Raw genomic sequence first — 14,558 nt, 5'->3', positions numbered from 1 at the left:
GTGTTTCCCTTGGGCGTAGACGATCTGCGGCCGCGGTGCCCGGCATCCACACCGGGCACGTGCCTCAAGGAATCCCGGGGCTCAGTCGAAGTCCTCGGGCGTCAGCATCCCGAGTACACGGGGCGAGTCGCCGCCGGGCTCGAACACGGCGATTTCACCCTCGTCGATGCGAACCCGGGCGGCCTGCTGAAGATTGATGTTGTGGCCGACGATCACCACGTTCTTCCCGGCATCCTCCGGCGCCGTAACCAGATAGCGCCGCAATGCCTCGACCAGCTCCTGCTGGCGCTGACGGTCACGCACTGGCGGCACGTTGAACAGGTCGTCACGGACCTCCCAGGAATCTTCGCCGAAGGCGATCCGGGCGCTGTCGACATTGCGGCAGAAGGGCGAGCTCAGGATGCGCTCTACCGGAATCGCGTGGCGCTCGAAGCCCTCGCCCACCTGACGAGCCTGCTCGCGCCCGCGGTCGTCGAGATTGCGCTGCGCCTCGCAACGGCTCATGTCGGACAGGCCAGTGTCCCGCTGGCTGCGGTCGGTGGCCGCATGCCGCCAGTAAATCACCAGCCCACCCGCCTGCATGCGCTCGATCAGGGCCTCCGACGCCAGTGTGTCGGCGCTCGCGGTTACGGGGGAAAATCCAAGGATGATCAGGAACAAAAACCAGCGCCGAAGCATCGGGGCCTCCAGTAAAAACAGGGTTCAACGGAGCAAGAGACCGTCATAAAAGGGAATCGGTTCGATGCATGTTCTGGGCGCGACCATCCGCCCGGCGCGTTGACGCCCCCCGACCCTAGCCCTAGTATGCCGTCACCCCCTTGCCCGGAAACCCGCGTCCCCATGACCTATTGTGTCGCCATCGATCTGGACGACGGTCTCGTCTTCGCCTCCGACTCCCGCACCAATGCGGGCGTCGACCAGGTCAGCACCTACAGCAAGATGCACACCTTCGAGATCGAGGGTCAGAGGGTCTTTGTGGTCCTCGCTGCCGGCAACCTCGCCACCACTCAATCGGTGGTACAGCAGCTCAAACGGGACATGGAAGAAGGTGCCGACGAGAGCCTGGCAACCGTGGAGCGCATGTCGGATGCGGCCGACTATCTGGGGCGCCTCAACCGCGAAGAGGCGGAAAAGCACTCCGAGGCGCTGTCCCGCTCCGGCATCAAGGCCGAGGCCACACTGATCATCGGCGGCCAGATCGGCCAGGACGCGCCGGCCATCTTCATGGTCTACCCGCAGGGCAACTACATCACCACCTCGCAGCAGACACGCTTCTTGCAGATCGGCGAGAGCAAATACGGCAAGCCCATTCTGGACCGCATCATCGACCCAACCACCCCGCTGGGCGATGCCGCGCGCTGTGCCCTGGTCTCCATCGACTCGACGATCCGCTCGAACCTGACCGTGGGGCCACCGATCGAGGTGATGGTCTATGAGCGCGGCACCCTGACCTTCGACCATTACCTGTGCCTGGAGACGGACGACGACTATCTGCGGTCGCTCACCCAGGCCTGGGACATGAACATCAAGAAGGCCTTCACCGACCTGCCGCGCTTCGACTGGGAATCCGCCCACGAACGCAAGCAGCGCGGGACGCGCGTCAGCCGCGGCTCCGGCAAGACGGCGGGGTCTTCCTCGGCCAAGACGAAAAAGCCGCGGCGCTGAACACCGCAGCGCGGCGAAGCTACGCCGCCTGAGTCTGCACCTGCGCCGGCGAGGCCAGGAACCAGGTCTCGGCGTTCGCGCCGTGAATATCTCCGATATCCCGCTGCAGCACGTCGATGAAGGCGTGCAGGGCCTCTTCCTTGATCAATTCGTCCACGTGGGCATCGGCCGCGTGACGGCGCCCCTGGATCACCAGGCGCAGGGGCAGTTCGTTGTTCGGCAATTTTTCCAGCGCGTCTTGTACCTGGGTCAGGGCGTGGGTAACCGACCGCGGGAAGGCGGTGTCCTGCAACAGGTAGCGCACCACATCCACGCCGTTGATGCGCCGCTTCACATGCTGACGATACATCTGGAAGCCGCTCTCCGAACGCAGGATGCTGGTCCACAGCAGTCCCTCGTAGGGCCCCGGGTCCTCACCATCCTTCTTCAGGTGGCGCAGTGCGCCAACGTCGATCTGCCGCGTCCCCATGTCGGCCCGCTCCAGGTTGCGCCCCAGGCGGATAAAGTCGTAGGCGGCATCGTGGCTCATGGTGCCTGCCAGCAGCCCGGTCAGGGTCTGGCAGCGCTGGATGACGTCCGAGAGGAATTCGAAACGCCCGCGCTTGCCGATACCCTGATCGATATGGTCGCGCGCGAACAGATAGAGTTCGTTCATCACCTCCCAGGCCTCGGAGGGCACCAGATCGCGCGTGGTGCGAACGTTCTCGCGCGCGGCGCGCAGGGAGTTGAGGATGGAGCTGGGGTTATCGGCATCGGCCAGCAGGAACTTCACGCAGTTCCGTTCATCTTCGCGCTGGTAGTGGTTGTCGAACAGGGCCTCGTTACCGGTGACGTCCACCAGCCCCTTCCAGGACAGCTGCACCGATTTCGGCATGTCCAGCGCCAGCAGATTGAAGGCCATGACCATGCGCGCCGTGTTCTCGGCACGCTCAACGTAGCGCGCCATCCAGTACACGCGTTCTGCGACTCTCGAGAGCATCTTAGTTCTCCTCGTCCACGATCCAGGTGTCCTTGCTGCCCCCGCCCTGCGAGGAGTTCACCACCAGCGAGCCCTTGCGCATCGCCACGCGGGTCAGCCCGCCGGCGGTCACGTCGGTGCGCACCCCCTGCAGGACGAATGGGCGCAGATCCAGGTGCCGCGGTTCGATCTCGTCACCGCACAGCGTCGGGGCCACCGAAAGGTCCAGCGTCGGCTGGGCGATGTAGTTGCGCGGGTCTTTCTTGATCAGCTGGGCGAACTCGGCCCGTTGCTTCTTGGTTGCGTGCGGGCCGACCAGCATGCCGTAGCCACCGGACTCGTTGGCCGGCTTCACCACCAGCTCGTCGAGGTGATCCAGCACGTAGGCACGATCCTTCTCGTTGACGCAGAGATAGGTCGGCACGTTGGGGATGATCGGTTCCTGATCCAGGTAATAGCGGATGATGTCCGGCACAAAGGCATACATCACCTTGTCGTCGGCCACGCCCGCGCCCGGCGCGTTGGCGAGCCCCACGTTGCCCTGGCGCCATGCGCGCATCAGCCCGGGCACGCCCAGCATCGAATCCGGGTTGAAGACCTCCGGATCCAGGAACTCGTCGTCGATGCGCCGGTAGATGACGTCGACGCGCTCCAGACCATCGATGGTGCGCATGTAGACGCAGTCGTCGTCGCCGACCACCAGATCCGCGCCCTCCACCAGCTCCGCGCCCATGCGCTGGGCGAGGAAGGAGTGTTCGAAGTAGGCCGAGTTGTAGATCCCCGGCGTCAGCACCGCGATCTCCGGGTAATCCTGCGGGCGCGGCGAGATCGAGGCGAGCATGTCGAACAGCTGGGTGGGATATTCATCCACCGGCAGGATGCTGGAACTCTCGAACAGCTCCGGGAACACCCGCTTGGTGACTTGCCGATTCTCCAGCATGTACGACACGCCGGAGGGCACGCGGAGGTTGTCCTCCAGCACGTAGAACTGCCCCGAGCCGTCGCGCACCAGGTCCGAGCCGCAGATGTGTGCCCAGACGCCCTGCGGCGGCTTGATACCAACACACTGTTCGCGGAAATTCTTCGACTGATTCAGGACATAGCGCGGAATCACCTTGTCCTGGAAGATCCGCTGCTCGTTGTAGATATCGTCGATGAACAGGTTCAGGGCATTCAGGCGCTGCTCGAGGCCGGCCGTGACCTGATCCCATTCCTTGCGCGCAATGACCCGCGGGATGATGTCGAACGGCCAGGCGCGGTCAATGTTCTCGCCTTCGGTGTAGACCGTGAAGCTGATACCCATCTCGAGAATCGCGCTGTCCGCGGCCTGCTTGCGGCTGTGGATCTCGCCCTCGTCCAGCGAGGCCAGGTATTCCGCGAGTGCCCGAGCCGGAGCGCGCGGCTGGCCAGGTTTCTCGATCAGTTCGTCGTAAAACGGGGCGGAATCGTAATGCTTCCAGTCGATGGCCATTCGTCGGGTCCTCTGACGCGGGGATGGTGTTGTTCTACAGTAACGTCTTTTCGCGCTAGCCGACGTTTCTGCCTACAGCGTTTCGTCCGGCCCGCCCCGACCGAGGTTCCCATGTCCGACGCACTCGAACAGCGCCTGATCGAACTCTACCGCCACCCGAAGATCCAGGGATGCAACTGGCAACCACGGTTGTTCTGGCATGCGGCCGCAGACGGCACGCCCTTCGGCAGCTTGCGGGTAGACGGGCGGGAACTGGAGGTGTTCCTGGCAACAATCCTGGGGGAACCTTCAACGGAACAGGCCGGGCTGGATGCCGAGCGGGACGGCCGCGGGCAGTTTCTCGCCGCCAATGCGCGGCGCCACGAGCTGCCGTTGTTCACCCGCCGCTGACCGACCATGGTGTTGCCACAAGCACCGTCATTGCGAGGAACGAAGCGACGAAGCAACCTCCGTCCGTAACCCCTGCGTTTCGTTCGGATCGGTCCCGGGACCGCCCATGGCGGTCGCCACGTCGCTGCGCTCCTCGCGATGACGGTGCTCGTGGCTGAGCCCTGCGAGGACGAACGTTCAGACAGGCTTGCGGAATTCGACCTGTTTCCAGTAGCCGAACAGGCTGGCCGGGGCGACCATGCAGGGCTCCTGCCCGGTCACGCGCACGAAGTCCTCGTATTCCATGTCCGGCCGGAACCCAACGGCCTTCGACAGCGGCCGCAGGCAGCGCTCGACGCCGCGCAACAACCATTGCTGCGAGGCAAAGTGGTTGACCACCAGCAGGCGTCCCCCGGGGCGGCAGACTCGCCACATCTCGGCGAACAGGGCATCGGGGTTGGGTACCACGGTGGCCACATACATCGCGACCACCGCATCAAAGCTATTGTCGGCGAAGCCGAGCTGTTCGGCATCCATCTCGCACAGGCCGGATACCGCCGGCAGACCGCCGTTCAGGCGCCCACGCGCAACCTCCAGCATCTCGCGGGATACATCGATCCCCACCACCTCGCAGTCATCCGGATAATCCGGCAGCGAGATCCCGGTGCCGACCCCGACTTCCAGGATGCGCTTGCCCGAGACCGGCGCCAGGGTCTCCCGCGCACTGGCGCGCCCGGTCGCGAACACTCGACCGAAGGTGGCGTCGTAGTGGCGAGCGTAGCGCCGGTAACTTTTGCGAATACTGACGAGGTCCATGCCCACGCGTCCCGAATCTGAATGGCCGGGCGCCGGAAAAAGCAACGCCCGTGATCGAAGCGAGTCCGATCAGGACTCGGGTTCGACCGCCTTCATGCTCAGACGGATGCGGCCCTGCTTGTCCACTTCCAGGACCCGCACCGTCACCGAATCCCCTTCCGAGAGGAAATCGCCGACGCTCTCGACACGTTCGTCGGAGATCTGCGAGATGTGGACCAGACCGTCACGGCCCGGCAGGATCGAGACGAACGCCCCGAAGTCCATGATCTTCGCCACCTTCCCGGTGTACTGGCGCCCGACCTCGATATCCGCAGTCAGCTCTTCGATACGGCGCTTGGCCTCGAGGCCCGCCGCCTGATCGGTGGAGGCGACCTTCACCGTGCCGTCGTCCTGGATGTCGATGGTCGCGCCGGTCTCTTCGGTCAGTGCGCGAATGGTCGCCCCGCCCTTGCCGATCACGTCGCGGATCTTGTCCGGGTTGATCTTCATGGTGATGAAGCGCGGCGCGTGCGAGGACATCTCGTCACGATGATGCGGCAGCACTTCGTTCATGCATCCGAGGATATGCATGCGGCCTTCACGGGCCTGGGCCAGCGCCCGCTCCATAATCTCGCGGGTGATCCCGTCGATCTTGATGTCCATCTGCAACGCGGTCACGCCGTCGTTGGTACCGGCCACCTTGAAGTCCATGTCCCCCAGATGGTCCTCGTCGCCGAGGATATCGGAGAGCACGGCGAAGCGATCGCCTTCCTTGATCAGGCCCATCGCAATACCTGCAACCGGAGCCTTCAGCGGCACGCCGGCATCCATCAGCGCCAGCGAGGTACCGCAGACAGAGGCCATGGAGCTGGACCCGTTGGATTCGGTGATCTCGGAGACCACGCGAAGCACATAGGGGAAGAAGTCCGCCTCGTTCGGCATCACCGCCTGCACGCCACGCTTGGCGAGGCGCCCGTGGCCGATCTCGCGGCGCTTGGGTGACCCGACAAAGCCGGTTTCGCCGGTGCAGTAAGGCGGGAAGTTGTAGTGCAGCATGAAACGGTCGCGGCGCTCGCCTTCCAGGGCATCGATGATCTGGGCATCGCGATCGGTGCCGAGGGTGGCCACCACCATTGCCTGCGTCTCGCCCCGGGTAAACACGGCGGAGCCGTGCGCGCGCGGCAGCACGCCCGTATCCACGTGGATCGGGCGTACCGTCTTGGTGTCGCGGCCATCGATGCGCGGGTTGCCGTCGAGGATACGATCACGGACCAGGCGGTACTCCAGGTCGTGGAAGGCCGTCTTCACGTCATCCAGGCTCGGCCCGGACTCGTCTTCACGGACCAGGGCCTCCACGGCCTTGCCGCGCAGTTCGCCAATGCGCTGCGTGCGCGCCTGCTTCTCGGCGATCTGGTACGCCTCCACCAGTTCTTCGCCGACCACGCCCTGGATCTGCTCCTCGAGCGATTCGAGCGACGCCGCCGGCTGCCATTCCCACGCGGGCTTGCCGGCCTCGGCCGCCAGTTCCTTGATCGCCTGGATCGCGGCCTGCATCTGCTCGTGGCCGTACATCACCGCACCCAGCATCACCTCTTCGGAGAGCTGGTTGGCCTCCGATTCGACCATCAGCACGGCGTTCTCGGTACCCGCCACGACAAGATCAAGGTCGGAATCCGCCAGGGCGCTGTAGGTCGGGTTCAGCAGGTACTCACCGGCGCGGTAACCGACGCGCGCGGCGCCAATCGGCCCGGCGAAGGGCACGCCGGAGAGCGCCAGCGCGGCCGAGGTCCCGAGCATCGCGGGGATATCGGGATCCACCTCGGGGTTGATCGACATTACCGTCGCGACCACCTGGGTCTCGTTCTTGAAGCCTTCCGGGAACAGCGGACGGATCGGTCGGTCGATCAGGCGACAAGTCAGGGTTTCCTTCTCGCTCGGACGCCCCTCGCGCTTGAAGAATCCACCCGGGATCTTGCCGGCCGCGTAGGTGCGTTCCTGGTAGTTCACGGTCAGGGGGAAGAAGTCTCGGCCCGGGTCGGCTTCCTTGCGAGCCACCACGGTGACCAGCACCACGGTCTCGGCCATATTGACGATGACGGCGCCACTGGCCTGACGAGCGATGTCACCGGTTTCGAAGGTGACCGTATGGTTTCCGTACTGGAATGACTTCTTGTATGCCACGTTATTTCCCGTTTCCCGTGTTCTTGCGACTTTGATGCCTGAATTCTGGCTCTCGCGACCCATTGGTGCGGGCCCGAAAGCGAACGGGCCCGCACCAATGGCGCGGGCCCGTCATGCCGGCCTTAGCGGCGCAGCCCAAGCTCCTGAACCAGGGCCTGATAGCGCTCCTGGTCATGACGCTTGAGGTAGGTCAGCAACTTGCGGCGCGTGCTGACCATCTTCAACAGGCCGCGGCGCGAGTGATGATCCTGCTTGTGCTTGTCGAAGTGCCCCATCAGATGCTGGATGCGGGCCGTCAGCAGCGCGACCTGGACTTCCGGCGAACCGGTGTCGTTGGGATCGCGCTTGTGCTTCTCGACGATGGCCGATTTTTCTTCGGTGGTGAGCGACATGAAAACCTGACTCCTGAAAAATTTCTAAACCGTTAACCGACCAGTGGCGCTGGCGATAGGCGGGCAATGGTAGCACGACGCACGACGACGTGAACAGAAAGAGACCGGGCACGCTCAGGCCGGCGCGTGCGCCGCCGGCACGAACAAACGCCGCGCCCGGATCTGCCCGTCGGGGTCGCGAACACCGACCGCCAGGAAGCGGCCACCATCATCAAAAATCCGCACCAGGGGCCAGCCAGTATCCCCTTCGTACGGCGCATCCGCCGCCCCTGGGGCCTGCCCGACCACGGCGGTCGGCGCGGCCGGGTTGCCATGGCGCATGGCGGCGCTGGCGGCGGCGTCGAGCGTGACCGACGGCCAGTGCGCCAGCGCCGCCTCCGCCGGTTGCAGCAAGGCCTCGATGGCGGCGACCCCGCCCGCCTCGAAGGCCGCCTCAATGGCATCCAGCGAGACCATCGCGGCGGCGTCGAAGTGGCCGTGCCCGACCCGGTGCAACGTATCCACCGCCGCTCCACAACCGAGCGCATGCCCGATGTCGGCAACCAGCGAACGGATATAGGTCCCCTTGGAGCAATGCACCGTCAAACGCAGGCCGTCCGCCGCGATCTGCTCGATCTCCAGGGAATGGATCTGCACCGGACGCGGGGGGCGATCCACCTCCACACCCTGACGCGCGAGCTCATACAGGCGCTTGCCCTGATGCTTTAGGGCCGAGACCATTGGCGGGACTTGCGCCTGGTCGCCACTGAACCGCCGCTCCAGCTCGCGCAGGGTGGCCGGCTCGATGGGCGGCACCGCCGCCTCGCGGATCACTGCGCCATCGAGGTCCGCGCTGTCCGTCTCCACCCCCAGGCGCGCCTCGGCGACATAGCGCTTGTCCGCATCCAGCAGCCAGCCGGAGACCTTGGTGGCCTGCCCGAAGCACAACGGCAAAAGGCCCGTCGCCCGCGGGTCCAGTGCCCCGGTATGACCGGCCTTCTTCGCCTGCAACAGATACTTGACCCGGCCCAGCGCCTGGTTGGAGCTGCGCCCCCGCGGCTTGTCCAGCAACAGGATGCCGTCGACCTCGCGCCGCTTGCTCGCCATGGATGAACCGCCCGGCCGCAAACGCCCGGGCTCAGGCCCCGCGTTCCGGCCCCTCGTCCGGATCGCGTCGCTCGTCGGAGCCACCGTCATCTGCCGCGCCGTCCCCATCCGGGGCCTCGAGATCGTCCGCATGATGCGCCCGATCCTCGGCCAGCGCCTGGTTGATCAATGACGACAGGTGCGCGCCGCGCTCCGGCGTATCGTCATAGATGAAGCGCAATTGCGGCACCGAGCGCAGACGCATGCGCTGCCCCAGGGCCCGGCGCAGAAAACCGGCGGCGCTGTTCAAGCCCTTCTGCGCCTCCTGGCCCTTCTCGGCCCCGCCGAGCTGGGTGAAATACACTCGGGCATACGCCAGATCGCGCGACACCTCGACCCCGGCCAGCGTGATCATGCCGACCCGCGGGTCCTTGACCTCCATGCGGATGAGCTCGGCCAGCTCGCGCTGGATCTGCTCCCCGACTCGGTCGGAACGATGGAAGTCGCGGTTACCGGGCATCAGAGCGTCCGGGCCACCTCGACGCGCTGGAAGACCTCGATCTGGTCACCCGCCTTCACGTCGTTGTAGTTCTTCACCGCGATACCACATTCGGTACCGGCCTTGACCTCGTTCACATCGTCCTTGAAGCGACGCAGGCTCTCCAGCTCGCCCTCGTAGATTACGACGTTGTCGCGCAGCACGCGGATCGGGTTGCCCCGCTTGACCGCGCCCTCCATCACCAGACAGCCGGCCACCTGACCAAAGCCCGAGGCCTTGAACACGTCGCGCACCTGCGCCAGGCCGACGATCTCTTCGCGGATCTCGGCCGACAGCAGACCGGACAGCGCCTGCTTCACGTCGTCGATCGCCTCGTAGATCACCGAGTAGTAGCGCACGTCGATCTCGTTCTCCGCCGCGAGGCGCTTCGCGCCCGCATCGGCACGCACGTTGAACGCGATGACGATCGCCTCGGAGGCCATCGCCAGGTTCATGTCGGACTCGGAGATCCCGCCCACGCCGGCGGAGACCACCTTCACGCGGACCTCGTCGGTGGACAGCTTGATCAACGACTCGCGCAAGGCCTCGGCCGAGCCCTGCACATCCGCCTTGATCAGGATGTTCACGGTCGCGATCTGGCCGTCCTGCATCTGGTTGAAGATGTTCTCCAGCTTCGACGCCTGCTGCGCGGCCAGCTTACGCTCGCGTTGCTTGGTGTCGCGATGTTCTGCGACCTCGCGGGCCGTCTTGTCATCGGCCACCACCAGCACCTCGTCGCCAGCGTCCGGCACCCCGGACAGGCCCAGGACCTCGACCGGCATCGACGGGCCGACTTCCTTCACGGCCGTGCCGGTATCGTCGAACATCGCCCGCACGCGGCCGTATTCCTTGCCCGAGAGCACGATGTCGCCGTGCTTGAGCTTGCCGGACTGGACCAGAATGGTCGCCACCGGACCACGGCCTTTCTCCAGGCGCGATTCGATGACCACACCACGCGCCGGACCCTCGTCCGGGGCCTTCAGCTCCATCACCTCGGCCTGCAGCCCCAGGGACTCCAGCAGATCGTCGATCCCCTGGCCAGTATGGGCGGAGACCTGAATGAACTGGGTATCGCCGCCCCAGGACTCGGGGATTACCTCGTGCTGGGCCAGTTCGTTCATGACCCGATCCGGTTCGGCCTCGGGCTTGTCGACCTTGTTGACCGCCACGACCATCGGCACGCCCGCAGCCTTCGCATGCTGGATCGCCTCAATGGTTTGCGGCATCACGCCGTCATCCGCCGCAACCACCAGGATCACAATGTCGGTGGATTGGGCGCCACGGGCACGCATCGCGGTAAACGCGGCATGCCCCGGCGTATCCAGGAAGGTCACGCCATCGTGGTTGTTCTTCACGTGGTAGGCGCCGATGTGCTGGGTAATCCCGCCTGCCTCGCCAGAGGCGACCTTCTCCTTGCGGATATAGTCCAGCAGCGAGGTTTTCCCGTGGTCGACGTGACCCATCACGGTCACCACCGGCGGCCGCGGACGGGCCTCGGCATTCTGCTCGAGACCGGTATCGATCTCGTCTTCGACCGAGGTTTCCTTCGCGGCGATCGGGTTATGCCCCATCTCCTCGACCACCAGCATCGCGGTGTCCTGATCAATCGACTGATTGATGGTCGCCATCACGCCCATGCCCATCAGGGCCTTGATCAGCTGCGGCGCCTTGATCGCCATCGCCTGGGCCAAGTCGGCCACGGTAATGGTTTCCGGCACCTCGACATCCCGCACCACCGGCGCGGTCGGCTTGGCAAAGCCGTGCTTGCTGGTCACGGCCTGAGCCGCTGCGGACTGGGCCTTGCGGCTCTCGCCCTTCTTGCGGCGACCGCGGCGGTCCCCGGCGACATGCAGTTCCTTGCGCTCGTCCTTGCGGCCACCCTTGCGGGCGCCCTTGCCGGCCTTGGCATCGGCTGCCGGGGCAGCTGCCGGAGCGGCCTGCCGCGCTGCGGCTTCGCGCTCCAACCGTGTCTGTTCTTCCTTCTCGCGCTTGGCCTCCTGGGCCTCGAGCTCTTTCGCCCGACGCTTCTGGCGTTCTTCGCGTTCAACGGCTTCCTGCTTGCGCGCGTCGGACGCCTTGCGCTGGGCTTCGCGCTCGGCCTCCACCTGCAGCGCCAGCTGCTCGGTACGGCTGAGTGCACGCTTCGGCTTCTCGGGCACGGGCTCCGGTTCGGCAGCGGGCTCCTCGACCGGGGCCTCTTCGGCCACCTCGGGCTCCGGCTCGGCCGGGGTCTCGACAACCGGCTCTTCGGCCTTGGGCTCCTCGACCGGCACCTCTTCGGCTACCGGGGTCTCGTCCTCGACCGGGGCCTCGGGGGCCGTCTCTTCCGCCGGGTCGGCGGCACGGACTTCTTCCGGGGCCTCGGGCGCCGGGGCCTGTTGCTCTTCGGCCACCGGGGCCTCTTCCACCGGGGCCTCGGGCTGCGCCTCGGCGGGCTTGGGCTTCAGGGTCCGCTTCTTGCGCACCTCGACGTTAACCGTCTTGGAGCGCCCCTGGCCGGAGCTGACCTTGAGGGTCTGCGCCTGGGTCCGGCGCTTCAGGGTCACGCGCCCTGCGTCGCCCTCGCCATGCGCCTGACGGAGGTGATCGAGCAGCTTGCGCTTTTCGGCATCGGTGATCGCCGCTTCCGGACCATCGACCTCGACGCCCGCCTCCTTGAGCTGAACCATGAGGCGGTCAACCGGTGTTCCCACCGATTCCGCGAATTGCTGCACTGTCATTTGCGCCATGGCGCCTACCTCCATTCCAGATTCTTTTCAGGCCAACCGACAGCCTGTGATACGCGTCCGCGAGACGAGCGACCGGGGCTTACTCCCCGGTTTCGAACCACGGGGCGCGCGCCGTCATAATCAGCGCCGACGCCTCTTCCGTATCCAGGCCGGTCATCTCGACCACGTCGTCGGATGCCTGCTCCGCCAAGTCCTCCATGGTGCACACGCCATGTGACGCCAGCTTGTTCGCCAGCGCCGGGCTCATGCCTTCCATGCCGAGGAGATCCTCCGCGGGCTGATAGCCATCGCCACCCTCGGCCGCGATGGCCTTGGTCAGGAGCGCGTCGCTCGCACGATTGCGCAGCTCCTCGACCATGGCCTCGTCGAACTCCTCGATCGCCAGCAGTTCTGCCTCTTCCACATAGGCCACTTCGTCCAGGGTCGTAAAGCCTTCCTGAACCAGGATGCTGGCAACTTCCTCGTCGACATCCAGGGCCTCCATGAAGAACGCGACCAACTGCTGGGCCTCGGCGTCGCTCTTTTCGGCGGCCTGTTCCTCGGTCATCACGTTCAGTTCCCAGCCGGTCAGCTGGGAGGCCAGGCGGATGTTCTGGCCGCCACGGCCGATGGCCAGTGACAGCTTGTCTTCCTCGACCGCGATATCCATCGACTGCTTGTCCTCGTCGACCACGATCGACAGGACCTCCGCCGGCGACATCGCATTGATCACGAACTGAGCCGGATTCTCGTCCCAGACAATGATGTCGATGCGCTCGCCGGCCAGCTCGTTGGACACCGACTGCACACGCGAGCCGCGCATGCCGACGCAGGCGCCGACCGGATCCAGACGCGGGTCGTTGGAGCGCACTGCAATCTTGGCGCGCATACCCGGGTCACGGGCCGCACCCATGATGTCGATAATGTTCTGGCCGACCTCGGGCACCTCGAGCTTGAACAGCTCCATCAGGAACTCCGGCGCGGTGCGGCTGAGGATCAACTGCGGACCACGAGCCTCGGGGCGGATCTCCTTGAGATAGCCGCGCAGCCGGTCATTGGTACGCACGGTCTCGCGCGGGATCATGTGTTCGCGCGGGATCAGGGCCTCGGCGTTGCTCCCGAGGTCCACATAGGTGCCATTGCGATCCGTACGCTTGACGATCCCCATGACCAGCGTGCCAACGCGATCCTGGTACTCCGCGACGACCTTGGCCCGCTCGGCCTCGCGCACTTTCTGCACGATGACCTGCTTCGCGGCCTGGGCCGCAATGCGGCCGAAGTCCACGGCCTCGACCGGCTCCTCGATCACGTCGCCGACCTGGGCATCCGGATTCTTCTGCTGGGCATAGGACAGCAGCGTCTGGTATTCCGGGGATTCGAACTCGGGGTCCTCGTCGTCCACCACGGTCCAGCGCCGGAAGGCCTCGTAATCACCCTCCTCGCGGTCGATGCTCACGCGAACGTCCATCTTGCCGCCGTGGTACTTGCGGGTCGCCATCGCCAGGGCCGATTCCAGGGCTTCGAAGATGATGCCCTTCTCCACTCCCTTCTCGTTCGCCACGGCATCAGCGACCAGCAGGATCTCCTTGTTCATGTCTTGCCTCTCCGCACTCGGCAGTTGCCTGCCGATTCAACAAAAAGCGTAGCAGCGCCCCGGACTACAGCTATTTTTTATAGCTGCTCAAGGACACGCGCGTTGTGGATCGCGGCCAGCGGCAGCTCGTAGGCCATGCCGTCCACTTCCACCTCGATCATCGGATCTTCCACCGACAGCAGTACGCCACGGAAATTGCGGCGGTCATGCTCCGGCCATGCCAGACGCACCTTCACCGGATGACCGATGTAGGTCCGGAACTGCTCGGGGGTAAACAGAGGGCGTTCGATACCGGGGCTGGACACCTCCAGGGTGTAGTTCCCCTTCAGAGCCTCCTCGACCTCGATGACCGCACCGGCCTGATCGCTGACGCGCGCGCAATCGTCCACCGTGACGCCATTCTCGCCATCGATATAGATCCGCACGACAGGCGGCGTGGAACCGGAGTGATACTCCAGCCCCCACAGCTGCATGCCTTCCCCCTCGACAACCGGGGTCAGCAGTGTTTTCAGTTGTTCAGCCTTCTGCGACAAGGGCGTCTCGATCGACTCCGTCCCTTTGGCGGGACCCGGAAACAAAAAAAGGGCGCCGAACGCCCCTCGTACACCTCTCCAGATGACAGCAACACCTTGGGTGCTGCGAGGCGCGCGGGAGCGCGGCCCAAGGGCGATTCACCACACCGGGCGAAGACCCTTAACAAAAAGGCCCCGTACGGGGCCTCTCTGACAATTGGTAGCGGGGGCAGGATTTGAACCTGCGACCTTCGGGTTATGAGCCCGACGAGCTGCCAGACTGCTCCACCCCGCATCCGAGACGCAGAAC

Annotated in this window: 13 protein-coding genes and 1 tRNA gene; 2 read left to right on the top strand and 12 right to left on the bottom strand. The window is 65.2% G+C overall.

Annotated elements, in window-relative coordinates:
* Positions 1-81 precede the first annotated feature (81 nt).
* Entirely contained in the window at positions 82-678 is a 597-nt protein-coding gene (locus F618_RS0102885; RefSeq protein ID WP_019567705.1) for a histidine phosphatase family protein, read from the bottom strand.
* A 162-nt stretch (positions 679-840) separates the two neighbouring features.
* Between F618_RS0102885 and F618_RS0102880 the strand changes: the two genes are divergently transcribed.
* The gene (locus tag F618_RS0102880; RefSeq protein WP_018937946.1) at positions 841-1,665 is read left to right on the top strand and encodes a proteasome-type protease; all 825 of its coding nucleotides are present in this window, start codon (positions 841-843) and stop codon (positions 1,663-1,665) included.
* Between the two features lie 19 nt (positions 1,666-1,684).
* Here F618_RS0102880 and F618_RS0102875 read toward each other — a convergent pair whose 3' ends face one another.
* Both F618_RS0102875 and F618_RS0102870 read right to left on the bottom strand, forming a co-directional pair.
* Positions 1,685-2,644 (bottom strand): alpha-E domain-containing protein, encoded by a 960-nt coding sequence (locus F618_RS0102875; RefSeq protein ID WP_026313083.1) that lies wholly within the window; start codon positions 2,642-2,644, stop codon positions 1,685-1,687.
* Between the two features lies 1 nt (position 2,645).
* Entirely contained in the window at positions 2,646-4,094 is a 1,449-nt protein-coding gene (locus F618_RS0102870) for a circularly permuted type 2 ATP-grasp protein (RefSeq protein ID WP_018937947.1), read from the bottom strand.
* Positions 4,095-4,205: 111 nt separating this feature from the next.
* Here F618_RS0102870 and F618_RS0102865 point away from each other — a divergent pair, with 111 nt between their 5' ends.
* Positions 4,206-4,484: a hypothetical protein gene (locus tag F618_RS0102865; protein WP_018937948.1), complete on the top strand. Its 279-nt coding sequence runs from the start codon at positions 4,206-4,208 to the stop codon at positions 4,482-4,484.
* A gap of 177 nt (positions 4,485-4,661) precedes the next feature.
* Here the strand turns inward: F618_RS0102865 and F618_RS0102860 are convergent, their stop codons facing one another.
* From F618_RS0102860 to F618_RS0102820, 9 genes are all read right to left on the bottom strand, one after another.
* A complete protein-coding gene (locus tag F618_RS0102860) occupies positions 4,662-5,279 on the bottom strand; it encodes a class I SAM-dependent methyltransferase (RefSeq protein WP_018146216.1) in 618 nt (205 codons plus the stop codon).
* Positions 5,280-5,348: 69 nt separating this feature from the next.
* Positions 5,349-7,439, bottom strand: a complete 2,091-nt coding sequence (pnp, locus tag F618_RS0102855; protein WP_019567704.1) for a polyribonucleotide nucleotidyltransferase — start codon at positions 7,437-7,439, stop codon at positions 5,349-5,351.
* Positions 7,440-7,561: 122 nt separating this feature from the next.
* Positions 7,562-7,831 (bottom strand): 30S ribosomal protein S15, encoded by a 270-nt coding sequence (rpsO, locus tag F618_RS0102850; protein WP_018146218.1) that lies wholly within the window; start codon positions 7,829-7,831, stop codon positions 7,562-7,564.
* A gap of 114 nt (positions 7,832-7,945) precedes the next feature.
* Positions 7,946-8,917 carry a tRNA pseudouridine(55) synthase TruB gene (gene truB / locus F618_RS0102845; RefSeq protein WP_018167891.1) on the bottom strand — a complete coding sequence of 324 codons (972 nt, stop codon included), beginning with the start codon at positions 8,915-8,917 and terminating at the stop codon, positions 7,946-7,948.
* Positions 8,918-8,948: 31 nt separating this feature from the next.
* A complete protein-coding gene (gene rbfA, locus F618_RS0102840; RefSeq protein WP_019567703.1) occupies positions 8,949-9,416 on the bottom strand; it encodes a 30S ribosome-binding factor RbfA in 468 nt (155 codons plus the stop codon).
* A complete protein-coding gene (gene infB / locus F618_RS0102835) occupies positions 9,416-12,178 on the bottom strand; it encodes a translation initiation factor IF-2 (RefSeq protein ID WP_019562676.1) in 2,763 nt (920 codons plus the stop codon). The genes rbfA and infB overlap by 1 nt, the downstream gene beginning before the upstream one ends.
* A gap of 64 nt (positions 12,179-12,242) precedes the next feature.
* Positions 12,243-13,736, bottom strand: coding sequence for a transcription termination factor NusA (nusA, locus tag F618_RS0102830; protein WP_019562675.1), 1,494 nt, complete (start codon positions 13,734-13,736; stop codon positions 12,243-12,245).
* 77 nt (positions 13,737-13,813) lie between these two features.
* Positions 13,814-14,269 (bottom strand): ribosome maturation factor RimP, encoded by a 456-nt coding sequence (gene rimP / locus F618_RS0102825; RefSeq protein ID WP_018167894.1) that lies wholly within the window; start codon positions 14,267-14,269, stop codon positions 13,814-13,816.
* Positions 14,270-14,466: 197 nt separating this feature from the next.
* Positions 14,467-14,543: transfer RNA gene (locus tag F618_RS0102820), tRNA-Met, on the bottom strand.
* Positions 14,544-14,558: the final 15 nt, after the last annotated feature.

Source organism: Thioalkalivibrio sp. ALMg13-2 (assembly GCF_000381185.1).
Lineage (GTDB): Bacteria > Pseudomonadota > Gammaproteobacteria > Ectothiorhodospirales > Ectothiorhodospiraceae > Thioalkalivibrio > Thioalkalivibrio versutus.
Note: the sequence above shows the minus strand (reverse complement) of the source record. Positions and strands in the feature narration are given on the sequence as shown.

Bases quoted from the DNA above. Each gene is read 5' to 3' on its own strand.
- F618_RS0102885 (WP_019567705.1), bottom strand. From the start codon at position 678: ATGCTTCGGCGCTGGTTTTTGTTCCTGATCATCCTTGGATTTTCCCCC.
- F618_RS0102880 (WP_018937946.1), top strand. From the start codon at position 841: ATGACCTATTGTGTCGCCATCGATCTGGACGACGGTCTCGTCTTCGCC.
- F618_RS0102875 (WP_026313083.1), bottom strand. From the start codon at position 2,644: ATGCTCTCGAGAGTCGCAGAACGCGTGTACTGGATGGCGCGCTACGTT.
- F618_RS0102870 (WP_018937947.1), bottom strand. From the start codon at position 4,094: ATGGCCATCGACTGGAAGCATTACGATTCCGCCCCGTTTTACGACGAA.
- F618_RS0102865 (WP_018937948.1), top strand. From the start codon at position 4,206: ATGTCCGACGCACTCGAACAGCGCCTGATCGAACTCTACCGCCACCCG.
- F618_RS0102860 (WP_018146216.1), bottom strand. From the start codon at position 5,279: ATGGACCTCGTCAGTATTCGCAAAAGTTACCGGCGCTACGCTCGCCAC.
- rpsO (WP_018146218.1), bottom strand. From the start codon at position 7,831: ATGTCGCTCACCACCGAAGAAAAATCGGCCATCGTCGAGAAGCACAAG.
- truB (WP_018167891.1), bottom strand. From the start codon at position 8,917: ATGGCGAGCAAGCGGCGCGAGGTCGACGGCATCCTGTTGCTGGACAAG.
- rbfA (WP_019567703.1), bottom strand. From the start codon at position 9,416: ATGCCCGGTAACCGCGACTTCCATCGTTCCGACCGAGTCGGGGAGCAG.
- infB (WP_019562676.1), bottom strand. From the start codon at position 12,178: ATGGAGGTAGGCGCCATGGCGCAAATGACAGTGCAGCAATTCGCGGAA.
- nusA (WP_019562675.1), bottom strand. From the start codon at position 13,736: ATGAACAAGGAGATCCTGCTGGTCGCTGATGCCGTGGCGAACGAGAAG.